Consider the following 18,259-nt stretch of genomic DNA (forward strand, 5'->3'; position numbering starts at 1 on the left):
AACCCAAAACCGCTGGAGCGAACTCAAAACTGGATAAAACTTGGGGGCAAGGTCACTGGACCTCGACTGGGACAAGAACCGTAACGAGCTGGTCGGAACTTACTATACAGCCAGGAAAACCACCGGCGACATGAAGCTCAAGCGGAAACCAACCTGATCGATCTCGGCACTTCTTCCCGATCATCGGATCGTTCCAGCCTTCGGTGATCGCCTCGACCCGATCAGCTCTCCCTGGATGGGATTTCGACGGGCGCTCCTCGAGGATTCGAACCGCGCCGAGGGCGGCATCAAGGCTCATCTTAGACAGACGCATCGCAGCCCCGCGAACCGGTCCGCGGCCAGCTATTTGAGCGGATCGGCAGAAGTCCCGAAGTGGTGACAATAGTGATTTCCACCAGAAAGCCATTTCGACCCCAAAGCGCTCCATAAGCTGCACGGTCTGCGGCTGCAGATAGCAAGCCGCGATAACTCCTGTCATCTGCAGTACGCATGGATCAATGCCACCGCCTTCAGACTAGCCACCCACCCCATTATCCCCTACATCTCCCCCATGACCAAACTACCCAAATCCCCCAAGCTCGAACATTCCGAACTCTCCGGCGAATTCACCGAGGATGATATTACCGTGCTCGTCGATATCTTCCGCAAGGCCGGCAGTCAGGAAGACTGGACGATGGAGGTCGTCACGCAGAATGAGGATCTCATTCGCTGGGACGAGCCGTTTGCGACCGACAGGGAAGCCTTCGACGAGTTTCTTGCGACGATTGCCCGCGATGGCATTGCCTCCTTCGTCGAGGACGATGACGTGTCTGTCCATTGAGGACGCCGCCTCTTTCTTGAGCCGGATTGCTCTCCCGCCTTGCATCCGATCCGGGATGATATAAAGGCACGGACAGAACGCGACTGCAATTAACTTAAGAATGGGGTCGGGCGGCCGATTGACGTCACGCTGCTGCCACGAGATCACGTGGCCGTTCCAGAAGCCCTCAATAGCCCGCCAGCAGGTTCTGCCCGAAATCCGGTTCGACGCCGAGCAGCGGCGCTGTGCGCGCGATGATGTCGTGCACCATTGGTGCTGCGGTTTCTGCCGCCAGGTTCAGGTTATGCACCCCGGTCAGCGGCTGGTCGATGAAGGACAGCACGACATATTTCGGGTTGGTCATCGGGAAGGCGGCGAGGAACGAGTTGAAGCTCAGCTTGTGCGAATAGACGCCGTTGATGACCTTGTTGGCCGTCCCCGTCTTGCCGCCCACATGGAAGCCCGGAACATCGGCGGCGCGGCCGGTGCCCTGCTCGCCGTTCAGGCGGAAGAGATAGCGGATCGTGTCGCTGGTGCTTTTCTTGACCACCTGGGATTCGGTCTTTTCCGCCTCTTCCTGCGTGCGTGGGAAGAAGGTCGGCTCGATCAGCTTGCCGTCGTCGATCAGTGCTGCACCCGCGACCGCCGTCTGCATCGGCGTCGTCGCCACGCCATGGCCGAAGGCGATGGTGATCGAGTTGATCTTCTTCCACACCTTCGGCTGGCTCGGCGCCTTCACCTCGGGCAGCTCCGTCTGCATGCGTGACAGCAGGCCGAAGCGGGTCAGGTAGTCTTTCTGGATATCCATGCCGACCTTGTCCATCATCCGGGCGGTGCCGATGTTGGACGAGTAGCGGAAGATCTCAGGGATCGACAGCACGCGCCGTGGTACGTCGCGGTCGTCATGAATGGTGAAGCCGCCATAATGCAGCGGCGCGCTGGCATCGAAACTGTCGCTGAGCTTCACCGTCCCGGTATCGATCGCCATGGCGATCGAGAAGGTCTTGAACACCGAGCCCATCTCGTCGGTGCCGTTGCTCATGCGGTTCAGCCACCCCTCCCCGCCCGTCGCCTTCGGGTCGTTCGGATCGAAATCCGGCGCCGAGGCCATGGCGATCACCTCGCCCGTATGGATATCGAGGATGACGGCCCCCGCCGCCTTGCTCTGATAGGTGGTCAGCGCGTCCGTCACGACATCATGGACGATGTTCTGGGCGCGGATATCGATCGAGAGCTTCACCGGCTCGAGGCTGTTGTCGCTGGCAAGTCCGGTCGAGGCGAGGTCGGACATTCCCTGGTTGTCGAGATATTTCTCCATCCCGGCCACACCGTGATTGTCGATATCGACATAGCCGAGAATATGCGCGGCCGTGCGGCCTGCCGGATAGAAGCGCTTCACCTCCGGCCGGAAGCCGATCGCCGGCAGGCCAAGCGCCAGAACCTCGCTCTGCTGCTTCGGCGTCAGCTGGCGGCGCAGCCAGGTGAAGTGCGACTTGCGGTCGGAAAGCTTCTGGTAGAGCGACTTGCGATCGAGATCGGGAAACAGCTGCGTCAGCTTCTCCACCGCCTCGTCGGCATCAACGACGCGGATCGGCTCGGCAAACATCGAGACGGTGCGGACATCGGTGGCGAGCACCTGCCCATTGCGATCGACGATATCCGGCCGCGACGCGACAATAGCGTTCGGCGGGATGCTCGACGTCTCATCGTCTGTCAGCATCGCATAGTAGACGAGCTTTCCGGTCATCGTAGAAAAGACCATGAGAAGAGCACCCGCGAGCGTAAAGATACGCGATCGCGTCTGCTTGTCTCGGCGGCCACTGGATCGCAAACGCTTCTCGCGCGATCCGGAACCGAAGGTCAGTCTGACAACCCGGCCACTCCGGGAGGTTACGGCATGAATAATCGACATGGGGCAATGCAGGGATCACGGAGGAAAAGCCGGCGCGCTATTTCCGCGATTGATTCCTAGCTAGCGCCGTTAAGCCTAACAGACCCTTAACCAGGAATGCGGGTTGTTATATTGGGTGGCGATGGACTGTCGTGGGCGTTCACGATCACGGGAATGTGAACGGCACAATGAGCTAGAACAATTTCCCCCGCGGGCTCGCGTGATGCTCTGCGACGATCGCGTCGTCGCCGTCGATTTCCTGCAGCAGCACGTCGTAGCCCCATAGGTCGGCGAGGTGCTGGAGGACGAGTTTTGTGTCGTTTTCCTGCAGCATCCAGTCGTTGGTGACGCGGTGCTGGACGAGCAGGCGGCGGTCGCCGGCGAGATCGACGTCGACGATCTCGATGCCGGGGTCGGTCCAGCCGATATCATATTCGCGAGCGAGCTGACGGCGGATGCGGCGATAGCCGCGCTCGTCATGGATCGCCGAGACGAGGATGCCCTCCTCCTGCTCCGGATCGTCATAGAGGTGGAAGAGCCGCAGCTGGCGGATCAGGTGGGGGCTCAGGAACTGCGCTACGAAGCTTTCGTCGCGGTAATCGGCCCAGATGCCGCGCAGCACACCCATGACGTCGCCGCGTCCGGCAATATCGGGGAACCAGGAACGGTCCTCCTCGGTCGGCTGCGTCACGATGCGCTCGATGTCCTGCATCATCGCAAAACCCAGCGCATAGGGATTGAAGCCGGAAAAGCGGCGGTCGTCGTAAGTCGGCTGGAAGACGACATTGGCGTGCGACTTCAGGAACTCGAGATAATTGCCGTCGCTCAGCTGCCCCTTGTCATGCAGCCGGTTCATGATCCGGTAGTGCACATAGGTGGCGGTCCCCTCGTTCATCACCTTGGTCTGGCGCTGCGGGTGGAAATATTGCGCCACATGGCGAACGATGCGCAGGATCTCGCGCTGCCAGGGCTGCAGCCGCGGCGCCGATTTCTCGAGAAAATAGAGGAGATTGTCCTGCGGCAGGCCGAGCGCGGCGCGCCGCCGCTCGAGGTTGATATCGGCGGCACTCGCCGCCTTTCCCGCCGGCACGGTGCGCCAGAGATCGTTGAACATCTGCTCTTCGTGGCGCCGGCGCTCCTCTTCGCGCTTCTGCTCCTCGCGCAGATTGAGCTTCACCTTGCCGGCATGGCGGTGGACGCCGTGCGACATCAGCGCATGCGCGGCATCGAGCGTCCGCTCGACGGCGATCTCGCCGTAGCGCTCCTCGCAGCGGGCGATATAGCCCTTGGCGAAATCGAGATAGTCGAGAATGCCCTCGGCATCCGTCCAGAGCTTGAAGAGATAGTTGTTCTTGAAGAAGTGGTTATGGCCGAAAGCCGCATGGGCGATGACCAGCGTCTGCATCGTCGCCGTGTTTTCTTCCATCAGGTAGGAAATGCAGGGTGAGGAATTGATGACGATCTCATAGGCGAGATCGCGCATGCCGCGCCGGTAGAAGGCTTCGTGATGGGCAAAATGCTTGCCGAAGGACCAGTGGCGGTAGAAGAGCGGCATGCCGGTCGAGGAATAGGCGTCGAGCATCTGCTCGGAGGTGATCACCTCGATCTGGTTCGGATAGACGTCGAGGCCGAGTTCTTTGAGGGCGATTTCCTCGCAGGCATCGTGGATGCGCTGCAGTGTCGAGAAGTCCCAGTCGGCGCCCTCGAAGAGCAGTCTTTCCTTCACCGCCGCAGCCGTCATGGCGCCACCTTTTCTCCGTCGCGTTTCTGGAACAGATCGTGGAACACAGGGAAGATTTCATTCTTCCGGCAAACCTTGCGCATCGACAGCGGCAGGGCCGCGGCCCGGATGCTGTCATAGAGCGCCCAGAGCGGCGAGCGCGAGATGGAGGAGTCGCCGCTTTCCTCGTCGACCTCGATATAGGCGAAATACTGGCAGAGCGGCAGGATCTCGTGCTGCAGCAGCTGGCCGGTGGTCGACCCATCCGAATAGGAATTGTCGCCGTCGGAAGCCTGTGCCGCGTAGATGTTCCACTCGGCCGGATCGAAGCGCGCCGCGATGATCTGGCGCATGCAGGCGAGCGCGCTGGAGACCAGCGTGCCGCCGGTGGCGGGTCCGTAGAAGAAGGTCTCCTCGTCGACCTCTTCGGCGCGGTCGGTATGGCGGATGAAGACGATCTCCACCTTCTTGTAGCGCTGCGACAGGAACAGGTAGAGCAGCAGATAAAAGCGCTTGGCGAGATCCTTCATATGCTCGGACATCGAGCCCGAGACGTCCATCAGGCAGAACATCACCGCCTTGGCGACCGGCTTCGGCTCGTCCTCGAAGCGGCGATAGCGCACGTCGAGCGGGTCGATGTAAGGAATGCGCTTGCTCTTCTCGTTGAGAGACTTGAGCTCGATCTCCAGGGCCGCCTTCTTCTTCTCGTCGTCGGTCTCCTCGATCTCACGCTTCAGCGCCTCGATTTTCTCGGTGCGTGGGCGTTTCAGCGCGATGCGGCGCATCATGGCAAGCCGCGAGGTGCGGGCGACGGCGATGTTGGAGGGGGAGCCGGAGACCGAGAAGCCTGCCCGTGCCGGGCTGAATTCCTCGGTTTCGCTCAGCCGTCGCTTTGCGAGATCGGGAAGCTCCAGATCGTCGAGGAAGACGTCGAGGAATTCTTCGCGGGTCAGAACGAAGCGGAAGCTGTCTTCGCCATCCCCCTCGCCTGCTTCCTTCGGCTTGCCGCCGCCGCGGCCGGGTGGCCGCGGAATGATGTCGCCCTCGACGAAGGCTCTGTTGCCGGGGAGCACCTGATCGCTGATGCCCCCCTCACCGCGCCGGAAACTCGGCTCGGTCATTCCGTCGATCGGCAGGCTGATCTCGCCGCCATCGAGCACATCACGGATGTTCCGGTTCTGCAGGGAGCGTTTCACCGCTTGCTGCACGGCGCTCTTGGCACGCCGCAAGAACCGTTGACGATTTTCCAGACTTTTACCGCGCGGATTCAGCCGGCGGTCGACGATGTGCATGTTGGCTCCAGTTTTACATTAACCCGCCTGTTTGACGCGCATGTACCACTCCACTAGGCGGCGCACTTGCCGCTCGGTATATCCGCGCTCCGTCATCCGGGACACGAACTCGCTATGTTTCTTCTCGGTGTCGCCATCCTTCTTCGAGCCGAAGGAGATGACCGGCAGGAGATCCTCGACCTGCGAGAACATCCGCTTTTCGATCACTTCCCTGATCTTCTCGTAGCTCGTCCAGGACGGGTTCTTGCCGCCGTTGTTGGCCCGCGATCTCAGGCAGAACTTGACGATCTCGTTGCGGAAATCCTTGGGATTGGCGATCCCCGCAGGCTTTTCGATTTTCGTCAGTTCCTGGTTCAGAAGCTCGCGGTCGAGCAGCTGGCCGGTATCGGGATCCTTGAAGTCGACGTCTTCGATCCAGGCGTCGGCATAGTCGACGTAGCGGTCGAAGAGGTTCTGGCCGTAATCCGAGTAGGATTCGAGATAGGCCTTCTGGATTTCGTTGCCGATGAACTCCGCATAGCGCGGCGCCAGATCGGCCTTGATGAATTCCATGTAGCGTTTCTCGGTCTCGTCGGGGAATTGCTCCCTGCGGATCGCCTGCTCCAACACATACATCAGATGCACCGGATCAGCGCCGACTTCGCTCGTATGGTGATTGAAGGTCGATGCCAATATCTTGAAGGCGAAGCGGGTCGAAACCCCGTCCATCCCCTCGTCGACACCGGCCGCATCCTTGTATTCCTGGACGCTTCTGGCCCGCGGGTCGGTTTCTTTCAGGCTCTCGCCGTCATAGGCCCGCATCTTCGAGAAGTAGGTCGAGTTTTCGTGCTTGCGCAGCCGCGACAGGACCGAGAAGCGGGCAAGCATTTCGAGCGTGCCGGGTGCGCAGGGCGCATCGGCCAGTTCTGATCCCTCGATGAGCTTGTCGTAAATCTTCTCTTCTTCGGTCACCCGCAAACAATAGGGAACCTTGATGACGCAAATGCGGTCGATGAAGGCTTCATTGTTCTTGTTGGCCTTGAACGTCTGCCATTCCGCTTCGTTGGAGTGAGCGAGAATGATGCCGGAGAAAGGCACGGCGCCGATATTCTCGGTACCGATGTAGTTGCCTTCCTGCGTCGCCGTCAGCAGCGGATGCAGCATCTTGATCGGCGCCTTGAACATTTCGACGAATTCGAGAATGCCCTGGTTGGCGCGGTTCAGGCCGCCGGAATAGCTGTAGGCATCCGGATCGTTCTGCGAGTAATGCTCCAGCTTGCGGATATCCACCTTGCCGACCAGCGAGGAGATGTCCTGGTTGTTCTCGTCGCCGGGTTCGGTCTTGGCGATGGCGATCTGGCGCAGTCTAGAGGGCTGCATCCTGACGACGCGGAATTTTGAAATGTCGCCGCCGAATTCGTCGAGGCGCTTCAGGCACCAGGGGCTCATCAGCCCCGTCAGCCGCCGTGTCGGGATCTTGTACTGCTCCAGCAGCATTTCGCCCATGGTGGCGGGATCGAAGAGATTGAGCGGGCTTTCGAAGACCGGGCTTATTTCGTCGCCGGCCTTCAGCACATAAATGGGGTGGGCCTCCATCAGCTGCTTCAGCCGCTCGGCAAGGGAGGATTTGCCGCCGCCGACAGGGCCGAGCAGATAGAGGATCTGCTTGCGCTCTTCGAGCCCCTGGGCCGCGTGCCGGAAGAAGGATACGATCCGCTCGATCGTCTCTTCCATGCCGTGGAAACCGTTGAAAGCCGGATAGCTGCGGATTGTCCGGTTCATGAAGATGCGTCCGAGACGCGCATCCTTTGCCGTATCGACCATTTCAGGGTCGCCGATCGCTGCAAGCAGCCGCTCGGTGGCGTTGGCATAAGCCATCGGATCTTTCTTGCAGAGGGTCAGATAGTCGGCGACCGACATATCCGTTTCGCGTCGCGCTTCGTAACTCCTCGCAAACGCATCGAACAACGATTCATTCAGCATGGGGCCTCCATTGCGGGTTGTGCCACAGCCTCCAGGGTGCCCGATCACGCATGCCGCGATCTTGCATCCCGTTGGGAAATCATATGTTTCGTGAATTGATAGGACACCTGACGGTCAACCATTTCAATGCACGTTTACGTGCATTCACCGTAGTCGAGGCTCGTACCAAACTATCTGCTATATTAGCGAATTGCGCCGACAAGCGGTATCGGAAAATTTGGGGACATGACATATCCGTCAAAAAGGTGTGTTATTTCGCCACTGATTCTTTTGGCGTAATGCCGACTCTCCCGCGCAGCTTTTTCGCGATGCACCCACTAAATTTTGCGGTGCAGCATCACCATAAGTCTTAGGCCGCAAGCTTTATGTGGATATGTGCCTCATTTGCCGCATCGATGAAGGCGCGGCGCGCGGTGGCCGGCTGCTTCTTTCCTCGAATCGAGAGCAGGCACATGCGCAGCGCCCGGTCATAGGCCTCGCCGTGATCGACCGGCCATTCCTCCATCAGATAGGCGGCTGCGTCATACGTGTTCTCGACGGTGCGGATGCCGAGCTCGGGGAGCTTCAGGGCAACGGGATCGGGCCAATAATTCTTGTCCATGGCGAAAACCTCCTGGGGGTAAACGGCCCAGTTGCAGTTTGGTTTTCGCAGCTTGTCGCTGGTGGTTTACGCTTCCTTTGCCGATGATCTTTATGATGTTCCATCATGACACGGCGGAAAAATGCGCTATGCTCCCGGCCAGCGGGAACTTTGGGCCGCCGCATGTGTTCTAGCTTAATTCGGGGAACAGTCAGATGCTGCTCAAGTCGCCGGTCTTCGTGGTTTCAGTTCTGGCCGTCATCATGGCGGGCCTCGTCATGCTGAACCCGTTCGGCCGCAATCTGACCGAACCAATGACGACGGGAAGCATCAGCGTCTCGTCGCCCGTTCACTGAACCTCTGCCTGCTAGGGCATTCTCACAAGATTGCAGACATGTGTACCGACGATCGAGCGGGCGATCTCGCCTGCCTGTTCGATGACCGAGGCGCTCGGCGCCGTGCCTTCGAGGAAGATCGTTCCGGCTTCCTCGACGACCTCGATATGGGCATCTTCCATGCCGGCACCGTAGGCGATCGCTGAGGACACGCTTTCGGCCGCTCCAACCAATGTGGCGCCGACAAGCTTGCTGGATTGAATGAATGAGCTGAACATCGTCGTGTTCCTCCTGATGGTGAAACGCGCAATGGCGCATTCCGTTCATCTAGCATTCATCTTTGTGGAGAAGATGGCAGAGGGAACAATGCCCGATCATCCCCGTTAGATCCGGCAGGTAAGCCGGGAGCCCGCATCGGGCGCGGCTCCGGCAAAACCGGAGGAGAACGGCAATGGCAAATCTCTACAGCGACAATCTGACGACCGGCCAAAGGGGCTCGGCCTATAATACGCTGACCGCATTCTTCGACAGCCGCGCCGATGCAGAACGGGCCGTCAGCCGCCTGCAGGATGCCGGCATTGCGAGCAACAACATCCGCTTCATGCCGGGCTACGAAGCCGACAATGCGGCGGTAGCCGGCGTCAGCGAACGCTCCGGCTTCTGGGCCGCTCTCGAAGACTGGTTCTTCCCGGACGATGACCGCAGCGTTTATGCCGAGGGCCTGCACCGCGGCGGCTTCCTCGTTTCCGTCAGCGTCGACGACGCCCAGCACGATATGGCCCACGACATCCTCGATGACGAAGGCAGCATCGACATGGACGAACGCGCCGACATGTGGCGCAGCGAAGGTTGGGAAGCCAGCAACAGCTCGTTTGCCGGCATGGCGAACAAGGGCAATGCCGCCGACGATCTCGCCGTCGCCGACGAAGCCTTCCCTGAGGAAAATCCGGCGATCGGCGCCCGCGACGATAGCCACGGCTCGTCACGCGTCCGCGCCTATCACTTCGATCAGATGGCGCCGGGCTACCGCCGCGACCACTGACTACGCGTCAAGACGGGGCCGGCACATCACCGGCCTCGCTGCTTGGCGATGGCCTGATGCGCCCTATCTGCTGAGGATATCAGAAGGGATCGCGCCATGACCGACAAGAAAAAGCCAGCCAAGGAACAGAAGACCGTCAAGGAGCAGGATGACTATCTCGAGGAAGCGCTCGAAGAGACCTTCCCGGCGAGCGATCCGATTTCTCCAGGCCGCGTCGACAAGAAGCCAACCGACAAGAAATGATGATTGCCGCGCGCCCGCTAGCGCAGTGCTGCGCGTCCGTCTTCTTCGGAAGCGGCGTGCGGTGCCTCGGCGGGCTCGGGCGCGACCTCGTCGGCGATCGCCGACAGATCGATATTGCCCCAGATCGACTTTTCCTTGCTGCGATCGACGCGACGGGACGATTTGACTTCTACGATGAACGGCTTCGATTGAGCGCGCATAGGGGTCCTGTTGAAATCTATTGAAGCGAATCCTTCAACGCACTCAGCCTACGAAGCGTTCCACGCCACCGCAAGACGCCCTTCCTGACTTATCCAGCCCCACGCATGCCTCGCGCCCGGAACAAGGCTGGCCGATAAGCGTTGATCCCTGCGCATGGCAGCTGCCCCGAAAAAATCACCATTAAACGCTTGAAGGAAAATCCGATGTCGATTACGTACCACGTCGGCGAACACGACGAGGCCTGGGCTTACCGCCTGGGTGATGTCTGGTCTGAAGCCTTTCCAACTCACGAACTCGCATTGGCCGCGGCAAAGCAAGCCGCAGAGCGGCAGCAGCTTGGCGGTCAGGATGCGGAGATTACCTTTCAGCGTGCGGACGGCACGTGGACGACAGAACTTGCGAACGGTGGTGACCGCCCGCAAGCCGATGTCGTTGACGATGCGCCGGACAAATAGACACATGACATAATAAGGCTTCGGCCGAAAAAGACGACGGAATGACCCTGAAAGAACGTTTTTTGAAATCGCAGCATGCGTGGATGATCGGCGCCTGCTATTCCCCGAGACACCCGGATTTCTCGCGCTATGGCGGCCTCGACGTGGCTGTCGCGCCCCGCTGGCGGGAATCCCCGGATGCCTTCATCAACGACATGATGGACAGCCTGCCCCGCCGCCTCGCCGAGCGCCAGCTGGCGTTGCGCAATCCGCGCCGCCCGTTCGAGCCCGGCAATGTCGAATGGGTGTTCACAAGCAAGCACCGCGGCCTGCGCGCGCCGGATGGCGCACGCCTTGCCAACGGTTCATCCCTCAGCCGCCAGCGGCGGATGTAACAATCAGAAGCTCGCGGCGATGAAGATTGCCGCGAGCTTTTCGATGCCGGCCTGATCCTCGGCATCGAAACGCGACGGCACCGGGCTGTCGAGATCGATGACGCCAATGACGCGTCCCTCATGGATCAAAGGCACCACAAGCTCCGAACGCGACGCGGCATCGCAGGCAATATGGCCTGGGAAGGCATGCACGTCCTCGACCAATACGGAGCTCTTCCGTTCGACCGCCGTGCCGCAAACGCCCTTGCCCACCGGAATACGCACGCAGGCAGGCTTGCCCTGGAACGGCCCGAGCACCAGCTCGCCCTCGCTCTTCAGAAGATAGAACCCCGCCCAGTTCAGCTCCGGCATCATCTGGAACATCAGCGCCGAAGTATTCGCCGCATTGGCGATCATGTCGCTCTCGCCCGTCAGCAGCGCTTCCAGCTGCTGCGCCAGCTCGCGGTAGAATTCCGCCTTGTTCACGTGATCGATCGTTGCCGTCTGAAACATCTGATGCCTGCCTTCCTGTTGCGCCAGATATAGGCGTCTGCCCGCCCGCGCTTCAAGGCCGATCGGCATCTCTCCACGACAACTGGAGATATTCCAACAGATATAACGCTATGCCATAGTGCGGTTCCGATCCAAGCGAGCCGCCAACCGCCATGAAGTTCTTCGCCGCCCTCCTCCTCGCCGCGCTCAGCCTGACCGCGGCCGAAACCCAGGCCCGGACCATTACCGATGCCGCCGGCCGCAAGGTCGAAATCCCCGATACGGTGAAGCGCGTGCTGGCCGCCGGGCCGCCGGCTTCGGTGCTCGTCTATGTGCTGGCTCCGGACAAGCTCACCGGCTGGGTGCGCCAGCCGGGCGATGCCGAAAAGCAGTTCCTGATGCCATCGGTCCGCGATCTCCCGACCTTCGGCCAGCTGACCGGCAAGGGCGGGACGGCCAACATGGAAGCAGTGCTCGCCGCAAAGCCCGACATCATCATCGATGTCGGCACCGTCAACCCGACCTATGCCTCGCTCGCCGACAAGGTGCAGGCGCAGACCGGCATTCCCTATGTGCTGATCGACGGCAGCTTTGCCCGCAGCGCCGAGACGCTACGCGAGGCCGGAGACATCCTCGGCGCCGGCGAGCGTGCCGAAAAGCTCGCGACCTATGCCGAGGCGAAGATATCCGATCTCAACACCAAGCTCGCCTCGATCCCGGAAAGCGATCGCCCCCGCGTCTACTACGGCCGCGGACCGGAGGGCCTCGAGACCGGTCTTTCCGGCTCGATCAATCTCGAAATCCTCGGTGCCGTCGGCGCCACCAATGTCGCCGCGGCTGCCGGCAAAGGCGGCCTGACCCAGGTCTCGCTCGAACAGATCCTCTCCTGGAAGCCGGATACCATCCTCGCCGCTTCGGGAAAATTTGCGGCCAGCGTCAAGTCCGACCCGCTCTGGAAGGATCTCGATGCGGTCAAGAACAACCGCGTCTTCGTCACCCCGAACCTCCCCTTCGGCTGGTTCGACTCTCCGCCCGGCATCAACCGGCTGATCGGCATCAGCTGGCTCGAGCATCTCTTCTATCCCAAGCAGTTCACCGGCGACCTGAAGGCTGACGTGCGCGAGTTCTTCACGCTCTTCTATCAGGTGGACCTGACGGACGATCAGCTGGCGATGCTGCTGAAGGGCTCCGGCGCGCAATCGAAATGACCACAGCCGAAGAAACAGCAGAAGTGACGGAGGCACCAAGCCATCGCTGGCTCTGGCTCAGCCTCGCCGGTCTTCTGCTGCTGGCGCTGCTGTCGATGATGACCGGAAAATACGGCGGCGGACCCGAGCCGCTGATCGAAGCGCTGAAACCGCTCTTCGGCGGCAAGACCGACGATCCGGTGCTGGCAACCGTACTCTGGAATGTCCGTCTGCCGCGCGTCGCCGCCGCCGTCGTCGTTGGCGCGGCCCTTGCCGCTGCGGGCGCCACCTATCAGGGGATCTTCCGCAATCCGCTGGTCTCACCGGATATTCTCGGCGTCTCGGTCGGCGCCAGTCTCGGCGCCGTTCTCGGCATCTTCCTCTCGCTGCCGGTCCTCGCCATCCAGGCGCTGGCCTTCGCCGGCGGGCTGCTGTCGGTCGCCGCCGTCTATGCGATCGGTGCGGCCGTCCGCCACCGCGATCCGGCCCTGACGCTGGTTCTGGCGGGCATCGCCATCCAGGCGCTTGTTGGAGCCGGGATTTCGCTGATCAAGATCCTCGCCGATCCCTATGACCAGCTTCCGGCGATCACCTACTGGCTGCTCGGCAGCATGACCGCCATCACCCGTTTCGACGTGCTCTCGATCCTCCCCGCCGTCCTGCTCGGCCTGCTGCCGCTGGTTCTGCTGCGCTGGCGGATGAATGTCATGACGCTCGGCGACGAGGAAGCGCAGACGCTCGGCGTCGATACCAGGCGCACCCGCTTCGCCCTAGTCTGCGGCGCCACGCTGATCACCGCCGCCACCGTCTCGATCACCGGCATCGTCGGCTGGATCGGCCTGATCATCCCGCATATCGCCCGCATGCTGGTCGGTCCCGATTTCCGCCGCCTGCTGCCGGCCTCGATGATCGCAGGCGCCGCCTATCTGCTTGTCGTCGACATGCTCGCCCGCAGCATCGCCACGATCGAAGTCCCGCTCGGCATTCTGACCGCTGTCGTCGGCGCGCCGTTTTTCCTCTGGCTGCTGACTTCAGGAAAGCGAGGCTGGCAATGAGCCTCGATCTCCGGTCCCTCGCCTTCGGCTATGGCAGCAGGATCGTCGGCAGCGATCTGACGCTGTCGCTGATGACAGGCGAAGTGCTGGCCCTGCTCGGCCCGAACGGCGCTGGCAAGACGACGCTGTTCAAGACCATGCTCGGCCTCCTGCCCGTCAAGGCCGGCGAGATCCTGCTCGACGGAAAGCCGCTGTCCTCCTGGCCGCGCCGGGAGCGCGCCGCGCGCATCGCCTATGTGCCGCAGGCCCATGCCGCCCTCTTCCCCTTCTCCGTTCTCGATGTCGTGCTGATGGGCCGCGCCGCCCGCATCGCCCCCTTCGCGATGCCCTCGCGCCACGACCGGCAGGTGGCGGTAAGTGCGCTCGAAAGCCTCGGCATATCGGGCTTCTCCTCCAAGCCCTATACCGAGATCAGCGGCGGCGAACGGCAACTGGCGCTGATCGCCCGCGCTTTGGCACAGGAGCCCGAAATCCTGGTGATGGACGAGCCCTCGGCAAGCCTCGACTACGGCAACCAGATGCGGGTGCTCGCCCATATCCGCGCTCTTGCCCGAAAGGGATTGTCGATCGTGCTTTCGACCCACAATCCCGATCACGCCTTCCTGGCTGCCGACCGCGTGGCGCTTCTCAACGAAGGCAAGCTCGCGGCACTCGGCCCGCCCGCCGAGGTGCTGACGCCGAAGGCACTCAAGGAACTCTACGATATCGATGTCGTGATCGGCGAGCTCGAGGGCAGCGCCCGCATCTGCGCCCCGCGCCTCGACCGCTTCTCGCTCTAGAAAGGAAAGACGATGGTCCGCGAAAACGAACTCCGGGAAAACGAAGTGGCGATCGATCCGCCGGAGGCGCGCGATGCCGGTCTGGTCTTCATCGGCAGCATCAGCACGCCCTGGACCTCGCGTATGGAAACGCCGCGGCAGGGCCGCCATGACGGGCCCGTCTGCCGCATCGAAATCTTCGAGCCATGGATCCCGGCGCTGAAGGGCGTCGAGGCATTCGAGCGGCTGGAAGTGCTCTACTGGCTCGATCGCTCCCGCCGCGATCTGGTGCTGCAGAGCCCGGCGAGCAACGGCAAGGTGCACGGTACGTTTTCCCTGCGCTCACCGGTGCGGCCGAACCCGATCGGCACCTCGATCGTCAAGCTGGAGAGCATCGAGGACGGCGCATTGCTGGTACGCGGCCTCGATTGCCTCGACGGCACGCCGCTCCTCGACATCAAGCCGGACCGCACGCTGTTCAAACCAATCGCGCCGCCCCAGAAAGGCGACTTCGAGACCGGCGACATCGGCACCGCACATTATTGCCAGAAAGCCTGACGCCGGTCAGTCGACGGCGACCATGACGTCGGAGGCCTTGACGACGGCATAGGCCTCGCCGCCGGCCTTCAGGCCGAGCTCGTCGACGGCCTCGTTGGTGATCGAGGCGGTGACGATGGCGCCATTGCCAATATCGATCCGCACATGCGCCGTCGTCGCACCCTTGGTGACTTCGACGACCTTGCCCTTGAGACGGTTGCGCGCGCTGATTTTCATGGGTTTTCCTCCGTGATTTGCGGCGACCTTAGCCGCCGCAGACGGCGCTTGTCAAAACGCCTGACCTCATTGCGTCAGCCGCCGCGAGTGGTTATTCCGGAGAGGACGAGACGATAGAGCCGGGAGACAGCAAGCGATGAAAATCATCAAGATCGCCGCCGCCTTGATCGCACGCCGCAATGGCGACGTGCTCCTGGTGCGCAAGAACGGCACCGAGGTCTTCATGCAGCCCGGCGGCAAGATCGAGCCCGGCGAGACGCCGGAGGCGGCCCTGATCAGGGAACTGTACGAGGAGATCGGCCTGAGCGTCGAGCAGGATGCCTTGCAGCCGATCGGCGAATTCCAGGAAATCGCCGCAAACGAACCGCATCATCGCGTCCATGCCGATCTCTTCCTGATCACCATAGACGACCCGAAAATCTCAGTTGGCGGCGAGATCGACGAAATCGCCTGGGTGTCACCGGCCGCACCGGGCGACCTGCCGATGGCGCCGCTGACGGCGGATCATATCCTGCCCTTCTGGCAGAAATGGCGAACCACCGCCTGAGCGCGGAGAAAGAAAAAGCCCGGCGTTGAGACCGGGCTTTTCATTGTCAGTAAGGCGTTGCCTTGCGGGGTTATTGCGGCGTTGCCGGTGCGGGGGCTGCCGGAGCAGGCGCTGCGGGCGCCGGTGCGGCGGCCGGCGGCGTTGCCGGGGCTGCAGGCTCTGCCGCAGGCGGCGTTGCCGGTGCGGTCGAGGTGGCCGGCGGGGTCGCCGGTGCAGCAGGCGTCGTCGTTGTCGACGTCTCCCCGGCAGGCGCTGTCGCCGGTGCCGGACCCGACCGCGGCCAGTAGGTCGCAGCCAGTGCAATGATCACAATCGCCGCGGCAATGCCGATCCACATCGTCATCGACGAACGGCGTTCGCCCGGAGGCGAAGTCGGGTTTGGTCTGTTGAAGTCGTTTGTCATGGGTGTCCTCCTGTCGAGGAGTAACGCGAACTGCGTCAAAAGGTTCCACTTTACCGATAAGTGGCACCCGCCGCCGCACGCGATGCGCAAAGAGTGCCGGCTTTTTCCGCATCACCGGCATCGATCGCCTCGACGATCGCCCGGATTCCGGCCGTCCGCTGCCTCCGGTCCGCACCGTCCCGTTCCGTAACACCGCGCAGCATCACCACGCGGCCGCTAAGCTGCCGGAAGAACCCGGCAGCCACCTTGTTGCCGCAGCCATCGGCCAGCCGCGCGAAAAACTCGGTCTCCTTGATCAGCGCCTCGCGCTCGTCATCCGCCGTTTCCATGGCGGAAAGCAGCACGCGCAACTCGGCGATCTCCGCCTTCCCGGCATTGCGGGTAAAGCTCTCGGCAATCAGCCGCTCCAGCGCCTGGCGCGTATCGTCGATCTCGCGCGCCTCCTGCATGCCGATGGCAACGACCGAGCGGCCCCGCCGCCCGTTGATCAGCAGCCCCTCGGCATCGAGATGCTGCAGCGCCTCGCGCAGAACGGTGCGGCTGATGCCCATCTCCTCACAGATTTGCCGCTCGATCAGCTTCTGGCCGGGCTTCAGCGTGCCGAACAGGATGGAGTGACGCAGCGTATCCGTCACCTGCTCCCGAAGCGAAATGCTTCGCGGCAGGCTCAGTCCGAGATTGCTCATGCCGATGCGCTCCGGCGCGGCACGTCGGCCTCGTCGCTCTCGGCGATCATATCCGATATGTCGCCGAGCGCCGCAATGAAGCTCGCAAGGCTGGCCGAGCGCAACGGCAGGAACGGTTTGCCCGCATCCCGGCAATGACGCTTGACGATGCCCGCTGCCGAATGGCTGACGCAATCGACGGGAAACACAGTCACTGCACTCTGGGCAACGAGCCCGGGCAACAGCGACGTCGCCTCCTCCATGCCGCCATCATGAAACAGCAGGTCCACCCCTGCCCGCGCCGCAAAGCTCCGCAGCCGGTCGAACAGGCTTTTGCGCCCGCCGACATAAAGGACGACCGTCCCAACCAGCGACATGGACTGCGTGGCGCCGTGTTCCGTAGCGCCCGAGAACGCCTGTTCCAGGCCATGATTTTCGTGCAGCAGCGCGGCATTATCCTCGGCAGCGGCAGCCTCGCGTTTCTCCGCCGCGCGCAGTTGCGCCTCCGCCTCCGCCAGACGCCGCTCCAGTGCCTCGGTCCGCTCGCGCGCAGCCTCGAGCTTTTCCAGTACCGCGGCCTCGACAGCACCAGCCGCCTCCGGAGCCTGGCTCGCCTTCACCGCATTGACCCTGACGATGATATCCTCCAGCGCATCGATCCTGCGCTGAAGCATGCTCCGCTCCTCGGCGGAAGACCGCAGCCGCTCTTCCTGCCGGGCGATCTTCTCGTCCTTGACGGCCACTTCATTCTGCAGCGCGCGCAGCCGCGCCAGATCCAGGCGGCTCGAACTGCCGACCAGATGCGAGAGCATGTGCACCTCGCCGAACACGTCCTGCAGCAGCGCATGGTCGGTGGCGGGATGGCTGATAACGGCCCAGTAGGCGCCGGAGATCTCGCCCTCGTCGAGGCAGGCATCCCACATCGCCCGGAGCTCCGCCGCCGTCGTCAGCCGGGCGAAGCGCTTGAGCACCGTCTCATGGCGCCGGTCCAGCGCCTTGTTCAACAGCTTGCCGGCAATATCGCGCTGACCGGCGGCACGCACGCCGCGGCCATGCAGGGCGTGATCGCTGGCCGTCTTCGCGTCGGCATCGCCGAGCTTGACGATCAACTGGCGCAATTCGGCTGCCGTCAGGCAGGTGCCGATGATCGAGCAATGGAAGGTCGGCGAGATCTCCCAGGTCTTGCGCCGCTGCGCCTTCACGGCATTTGGCGCCTGCGGCCTGCCCCCAGCAAGCAGCGAAAGCTCGCTGGACGAGATTGTCTTTGGTCGGCTGTAATCGGCCAGAGGCGGCATATCGAACCCGAAGCGTTATATTCCCCGAAATATTACGCTATCACCAACGCACCGCCGCGGACAAGCGTTTCGCGCCGTCTTTCGCCTGCAGCGATCAATCCGGGTTCCCTCCTGCAGCCCTAAATTTCCGTAACAGCCTGTTCCCGAAGGTTATCCGCCGCCCGGAACCGACAGGAGCACCCGTCGTTCCCTTTTCATCGCTAAAACGGA

23 protein-coding genes are annotated in these 18,259 nt (G+C 62.1%); 11 read left to right on the plus strand and 12 right to left on the minus strand.

Translation table 11 applies throughout. The features are described from left to right. Positions 1-550 precede the first annotated feature (550 nt). Positions 551-820, plus strand: a complete 270-nt coding sequence (locus ACODR6_RS15035) for a hypothetical protein (protein WP_489022805.1) — start codon at positions 551-553, stop codon at positions 818-820. Positions 821-986: 166 nt separating this feature from the next. On the opposite strand, the gene ACODR6_RS15040 is transcribed toward ACODR6_RS15035, so the two are convergent. From ACODR6_RS15040 to ACODR6_RS15060, 5 genes are all read right to left on the minus strand, one after another. Beyond that, positions 987-2,711: a peptidoglycan D,D-transpeptidase FtsI family protein gene (locus ACODR6_RS15040; RefSeq protein ID WP_489022806.1), complete on the minus strand. Its 1,725-nt coding sequence runs from the start codon at positions 2,709-2,711 to the stop codon at positions 987-989. Between the two features lie 172 nt (positions 2,712-2,883). Beyond that, entirely contained in the window at positions 2,884-4,431 is a 1,548-nt protein-coding gene (locus ACODR6_RS15045; RefSeq protein WP_489022807.1) for a SpoVR family protein, read from the minus strand. Next, a complete protein-coding gene (locus ACODR6_RS15050; RefSeq protein WP_489022808.1) occupies positions 4,428-5,702 on the minus strand; it encodes a YeaH/YhbH family protein in 1,275 nt (424 codons plus the stop codon). Before ACODR6_RS15050 ends, ACODR6_RS15045 begins: the two co-directional genes overlap by 4 nt. 18 nt (positions 5,703-5,720) lie before the next feature. Further along, entirely contained in the window at positions 5,721-7,664 is a 1,944-nt protein-coding gene (locus ACODR6_RS15055; protein WP_489022809.1) for a PrkA family serine protein kinase, read from the minus strand. Between the two features lie 349 nt (positions 7,665-8,013). Next, the gene (locus tag ACODR6_RS15060) at positions 8,014-8,265 is read right to left on the minus strand and encodes a DUF982 domain-containing protein (RefSeq protein ID WP_130277906.1); all 252 of its coding nucleotides are present in this window, start codon (positions 8,263-8,265) and stop codon (positions 8,014-8,016) included. A 194-nt stretch (positions 8,266-8,459) separates the two neighbouring features. On the opposite strand from ACODR6_RS15060, the gene ACODR6_RS15065 reads away from it, so the two are divergent. Further along, a complete protein-coding gene (locus ACODR6_RS15065; protein WP_162708660.1) occupies positions 8,460-8,600 on the plus strand; it encodes a hypothetical protein in 141 nt (46 codons plus the stop codon). An 11-nt stretch (positions 8,601-8,611) separates the two neighbouring features. Here ACODR6_RS15065 and ACODR6_RS15070 read toward each other — a convergent pair whose 3' ends face one another. After that, a complete protein-coding gene (locus ACODR6_RS15070) occupies positions 8,612-8,857 on the minus strand; it encodes a BON domain-containing protein (RefSeq protein ID WP_112715602.1) in 246 nt (81 codons plus the stop codon). Between the two features lie 173 nt (positions 8,858-9,030). Here ACODR6_RS15070 and ACODR6_RS15075 point away from each other — a divergent pair, with 173 nt between their 5' ends. Together ACODR6_RS15075 and ACODR6_RS15080 are read left to right on the plus strand one after the other, a co-directional pair. After that, positions 9,031-9,621: a hypothetical protein gene (locus tag ACODR6_RS15075; protein WP_489022810.1), complete on the plus strand. Its 591-nt coding sequence runs from the start codon at positions 9,031-9,033 to the stop codon at positions 9,619-9,621. Positions 9,622-9,717: 96 nt separating this feature from the next. Continuing rightward, complete coding sequence (locus tag ACODR6_RS15080; RefSeq protein WP_165402584.1) at positions 9,718-9,864, plus strand: hypothetical protein; 147 nt, start codon at positions 9,718-9,720, stop codon at positions 9,862-9,864. A 17-nt stretch (positions 9,865-9,881) separates the two neighbouring features. Here ACODR6_RS15080 and ACODR6_RS15085 read toward each other — a convergent pair whose 3' ends face one another. After that, on the minus strand, positions 9,882-10,064 hold the full coding sequence (locus tag ACODR6_RS15085; RefSeq protein WP_112715606.1) for a hypothetical protein: 183 nt from the start codon (positions 10,062-10,064) through the stop codon (positions 9,882-9,884). Positions 10,065-10,268: 204 nt separating this feature from the next. Between ACODR6_RS15085 and ACODR6_RS15090 the strand changes: the two genes are divergently transcribed. Then, positions 10,269-10,520: a DUF2188 domain-containing protein gene (locus ACODR6_RS15090; protein WP_112715608.1), complete on the plus strand. Its 252-nt coding sequence runs from the start codon at positions 10,269-10,271 to the stop codon at positions 10,518-10,520. Positions 10,521-10,561: 41 nt separating this feature from the next. Continuing rightward, positions 10,562-10,894 (plus strand): hypothetical protein, encoded by a 333-nt coding sequence (locus tag ACODR6_RS15095; RefSeq protein ID WP_112715610.1) that lies wholly within the window; start codon positions 10,562-10,564, stop codon positions 10,892-10,894. Between the two features lie 3 nt (positions 10,895-10,897). On the opposite strand, the gene ACODR6_RS15100 is transcribed toward ACODR6_RS15095, so the two are convergent. Next, a complete protein-coding gene (locus ACODR6_RS15100) occupies positions 10,898-11,386 on the minus strand; it encodes a GAF domain-containing protein (RefSeq protein ID WP_489022811.1) in 489 nt (162 codons plus the stop codon). A gap of 152 nt (positions 11,387-11,538) precedes the next feature. Here ACODR6_RS15100 and ACODR6_RS15105 point away from each other — a divergent pair, with 152 nt between their 5' ends. Genes ACODR6_RS15105 through tsaA form a run of 4 tightly spaced genes read left to right on the plus strand, consistent with a single transcriptional unit; the run spans position 11,539 to position 14,923 of the window. Further along, a complete protein-coding gene (locus tag ACODR6_RS15105) occupies positions 11,539-12,573 on the plus strand; it encodes an iron ABC transporter substrate-binding protein (protein ID WP_489022812.1) in 1,035 nt (344 codons plus the stop codon). After that, positions 12,570-13,607 (plus strand): FecCD family ABC transporter permease, encoded by a 1,038-nt coding sequence (locus ACODR6_RS15110; RefSeq protein WP_489022813.1) that lies wholly within the window; start codon positions 12,570-12,572, stop codon positions 13,605-13,607. The genes ACODR6_RS15105 and ACODR6_RS15110 overlap by 4 nt, the downstream gene beginning before the upstream one ends. Then, positions 13,604-14,386 carry an ABC transporter ATP-binding protein gene (locus ACODR6_RS15115; RefSeq protein ID WP_489022814.1) on the plus strand — a complete coding sequence of 261 codons (783 nt, stop codon included), beginning with the start codon at positions 13,604-13,606 and terminating at the stop codon, positions 14,384-14,386. The genes ACODR6_RS15110 and ACODR6_RS15115 overlap by 4 nt, the downstream gene beginning before the upstream one ends. Positions 14,387-14,398: 12 nt before the next feature. Continuing rightward, positions 14,399-14,923 (plus strand): tRNA (N6-threonylcarbamoyladenosine(37)-N6)-methyltransferase TrmO, encoded by a 525-nt coding sequence (tsaA, locus tag ACODR6_RS15120; RefSeq protein WP_489022815.1) that lies wholly within the window; start codon positions 14,399-14,401, stop codon positions 14,921-14,923. A 6-nt stretch (positions 14,924-14,929) separates the two neighbouring features. Here tsaA and ACODR6_RS15125 read toward each other — a convergent pair whose 3' ends face one another. Beyond that, complete coding sequence (locus ACODR6_RS15125; protein WP_112715622.1) at positions 14,930-15,139, minus strand: TOBE domain-containing protein; 210 nt, start codon at positions 15,137-15,139, stop codon at positions 14,930-14,932. A 136-nt stretch (positions 15,140-15,275) separates the two neighbouring features. On the opposite strand from ACODR6_RS15125, the gene ACODR6_RS15130 reads away from it, so the two are divergent. Then, positions 15,276-15,686, plus strand: a complete 411-nt coding sequence (locus ACODR6_RS15130; protein ID WP_489022816.1) for an NUDIX hydrolase — start codon at positions 15,276-15,278, stop codon at positions 15,684-15,686. A gap of 70 nt (positions 15,687-15,756) precedes the next feature. Here ACODR6_RS15130 and ACODR6_RS15135 read toward each other — a convergent pair whose 3' ends face one another. The 3 genes from ACODR6_RS15135 to ACODR6_RS15145 are packed head-to-tail and all read right to left on the minus strand — an operon-like array spanning position 15,757 to position 18,049. Continuing rightward, positions 15,757-16,089, minus strand: a complete 333-nt coding sequence (locus tag ACODR6_RS15135; protein WP_162708661.1) for a hypothetical protein — start codon at positions 16,087-16,089, stop codon at positions 15,757-15,759. A gap of 50 nt (positions 16,090-16,139) precedes the next feature. Then, on the minus strand, positions 16,140-16,775 hold the full coding sequence (locus ACODR6_RS15140; protein ID WP_112715628.1) for a GntR family transcriptional regulator: 636 nt from the start codon (positions 16,773-16,775) through the stop codon (positions 16,140-16,142). After that, positions 16,772-18,049 carry a DUF2325 domain-containing protein gene (locus ACODR6_RS15145; RefSeq protein ID WP_489022817.1) on the minus strand — a complete coding sequence of 426 codons (1,278 nt, stop codon included), beginning with the start codon at positions 18,047-18,049 and terminating at the stop codon, positions 16,772-16,774. Before ACODR6_RS15145 ends, ACODR6_RS15140 begins: the two co-directional genes overlap by 4 nt. Positions 18,050-18,259 lie beyond the last annotated feature (210 nt).

It is taken from the genome of Rhizobium sp. FG96, assembly GCF_057808655.1.

Coding starts and splice junctions, on each gene's coding strand:
- ACODR6_RS15125 (WP_112715622.1), bottom strand. CDS start 15,139: ATGAAAATCAGCGCGCGCAACCGTCTCAAGGGCAAGGTCGTCGAAGTC.
- ACODR6_RS15130 (WP_489022816.1), top strand. CDS start 15,276: ATGAAAATCATCAAGATCGCCGCCGCCTTGATCGCACGCCGCAATGGC.
- ACODR6_RS15145 (WP_489022817.1), bottom strand. CDS start 18,049: ATGCCGCCTCTGGCCGATTACAGCCGACCAAAGACAATCTCGTCCAGC.
- ACODR6_RS15060 (WP_130277906.1), bottom strand. CDS start 8,265: ATGGACAAGAATTATTGGCCCGATCCCGTTGCCCTGAAGCTCCCCGAG.
- ACODR6_RS15040 (WP_489022806.1), bottom strand. CDS start 2,711: ATGTCGATTATTCATGCCGTAACCTCCCGGAGTGGCCGGGTTGTCAGA.
- tsaA (WP_489022815.1), top strand. CDS start 14,399: ATGGTCCGCGAAAACGAACTCCGGGAAAACGAAGTGGCGATCGATCCG.
- ACODR6_RS15105 (WP_489022812.1), top strand. CDS start 11,539: ATGAAGTTCTTCGCCGCCCTCCTCCTCGCCGCGCTCAGCCTGACCGCG.
- ACODR6_RS15085 (WP_112715606.1), bottom strand. CDS start 10,064: ATGCGCGCTCAATCGAAGCCGTTCATCGTAGAAGTCAAATCGTCCCGT.
- ACODR6_RS15070 (WP_112715602.1), bottom strand. CDS start 8,857: ATGTTCAGCTCATTCATTCAATCCAGCAAGCTTGTCGGCGCCACATTG.
- ACODR6_RS15080 (WP_165402584.1), top strand. CDS start 9,718: ATGACCGACAAGAAAAAGCCAGCCAAGGAACAGAAGACCGTCAAGGAG.
- ACODR6_RS15045 (WP_489022807.1), bottom strand. CDS start 4,431: ATGACGGCTGCGGCGGTGAAGGAAAGACTGCTCTTCGAGGGCGCCGAC.
- ACODR6_RS15065 (WP_162708660.1), top strand. CDS start 8,460: ATGCTGCTCAAGTCGCCGGTCTTCGTGGTTTCAGTTCTGGCCGTCATC.
- ACODR6_RS15035 (WP_489022805.1), top strand. CDS start 551: ATGACCAAACTACCCAAATCCCCCAAGCTCGAACATTCCGAACTCTCC.
- ACODR6_RS15135 (WP_162708661.1), bottom strand. CDS start 16,089: ATGACAAACGACTTCAACAGACCAAACCCGACTTCGCCTCCGGGCGAA.
- ACODR6_RS15095 (WP_112715610.1), top strand. CDS start 10,562: ATGACCCTGAAAGAACGTTTTTTGAAATCGCAGCATGCGTGGATGATC.
- ACODR6_RS15115 (WP_489022814.1), top strand. CDS start 13,604: ATGAGCCTCGATCTCCGGTCCCTCGCCTTCGGCTATGGCAGCAGGATC.
- ACODR6_RS15100 (WP_489022811.1), bottom strand. CDS start 11,386: ATGTTTCAGACGGCAACGATCGATCACGTGAACAAGGCGGAATTCTAC.
- ACODR6_RS15055 (WP_489022809.1), bottom strand. CDS start 7,664: ATGCTGAATGAATCGTTGTTCGATGCGTTTGCGAGGAGTTACGAAGCG.
- ACODR6_RS15110 (WP_489022813.1), top strand. CDS start 12,570: ATGACCACAGCCGAAGAAACAGCAGAAGTGACGGAGGCACCAAGCCAT.
- ACODR6_RS15075 (WP_489022810.1), top strand. CDS start 9,031: ATGGCAAATCTCTACAGCGACAATCTGACGACCGGCCAAAGGGGCTCG.
- ACODR6_RS15090 (WP_112715608.1), top strand. CDS start 10,269: ATGTCGATTACGTACCACGTCGGCGAACACGACGAGGCCTGGGCTTAC.
- ACODR6_RS15140 (WP_112715628.1), bottom strand. CDS start 16,775: ATGAGCAATCTCGGACTGAGCCTGCCGCGAAGCATTTCGCTTCGGGAG.
- ACODR6_RS15050 (WP_489022808.1), bottom strand. CDS start 5,702: ATGCACATCGTCGACCGCCGGCTGAATCCGCGCGGTAAAAGTCTGGAA.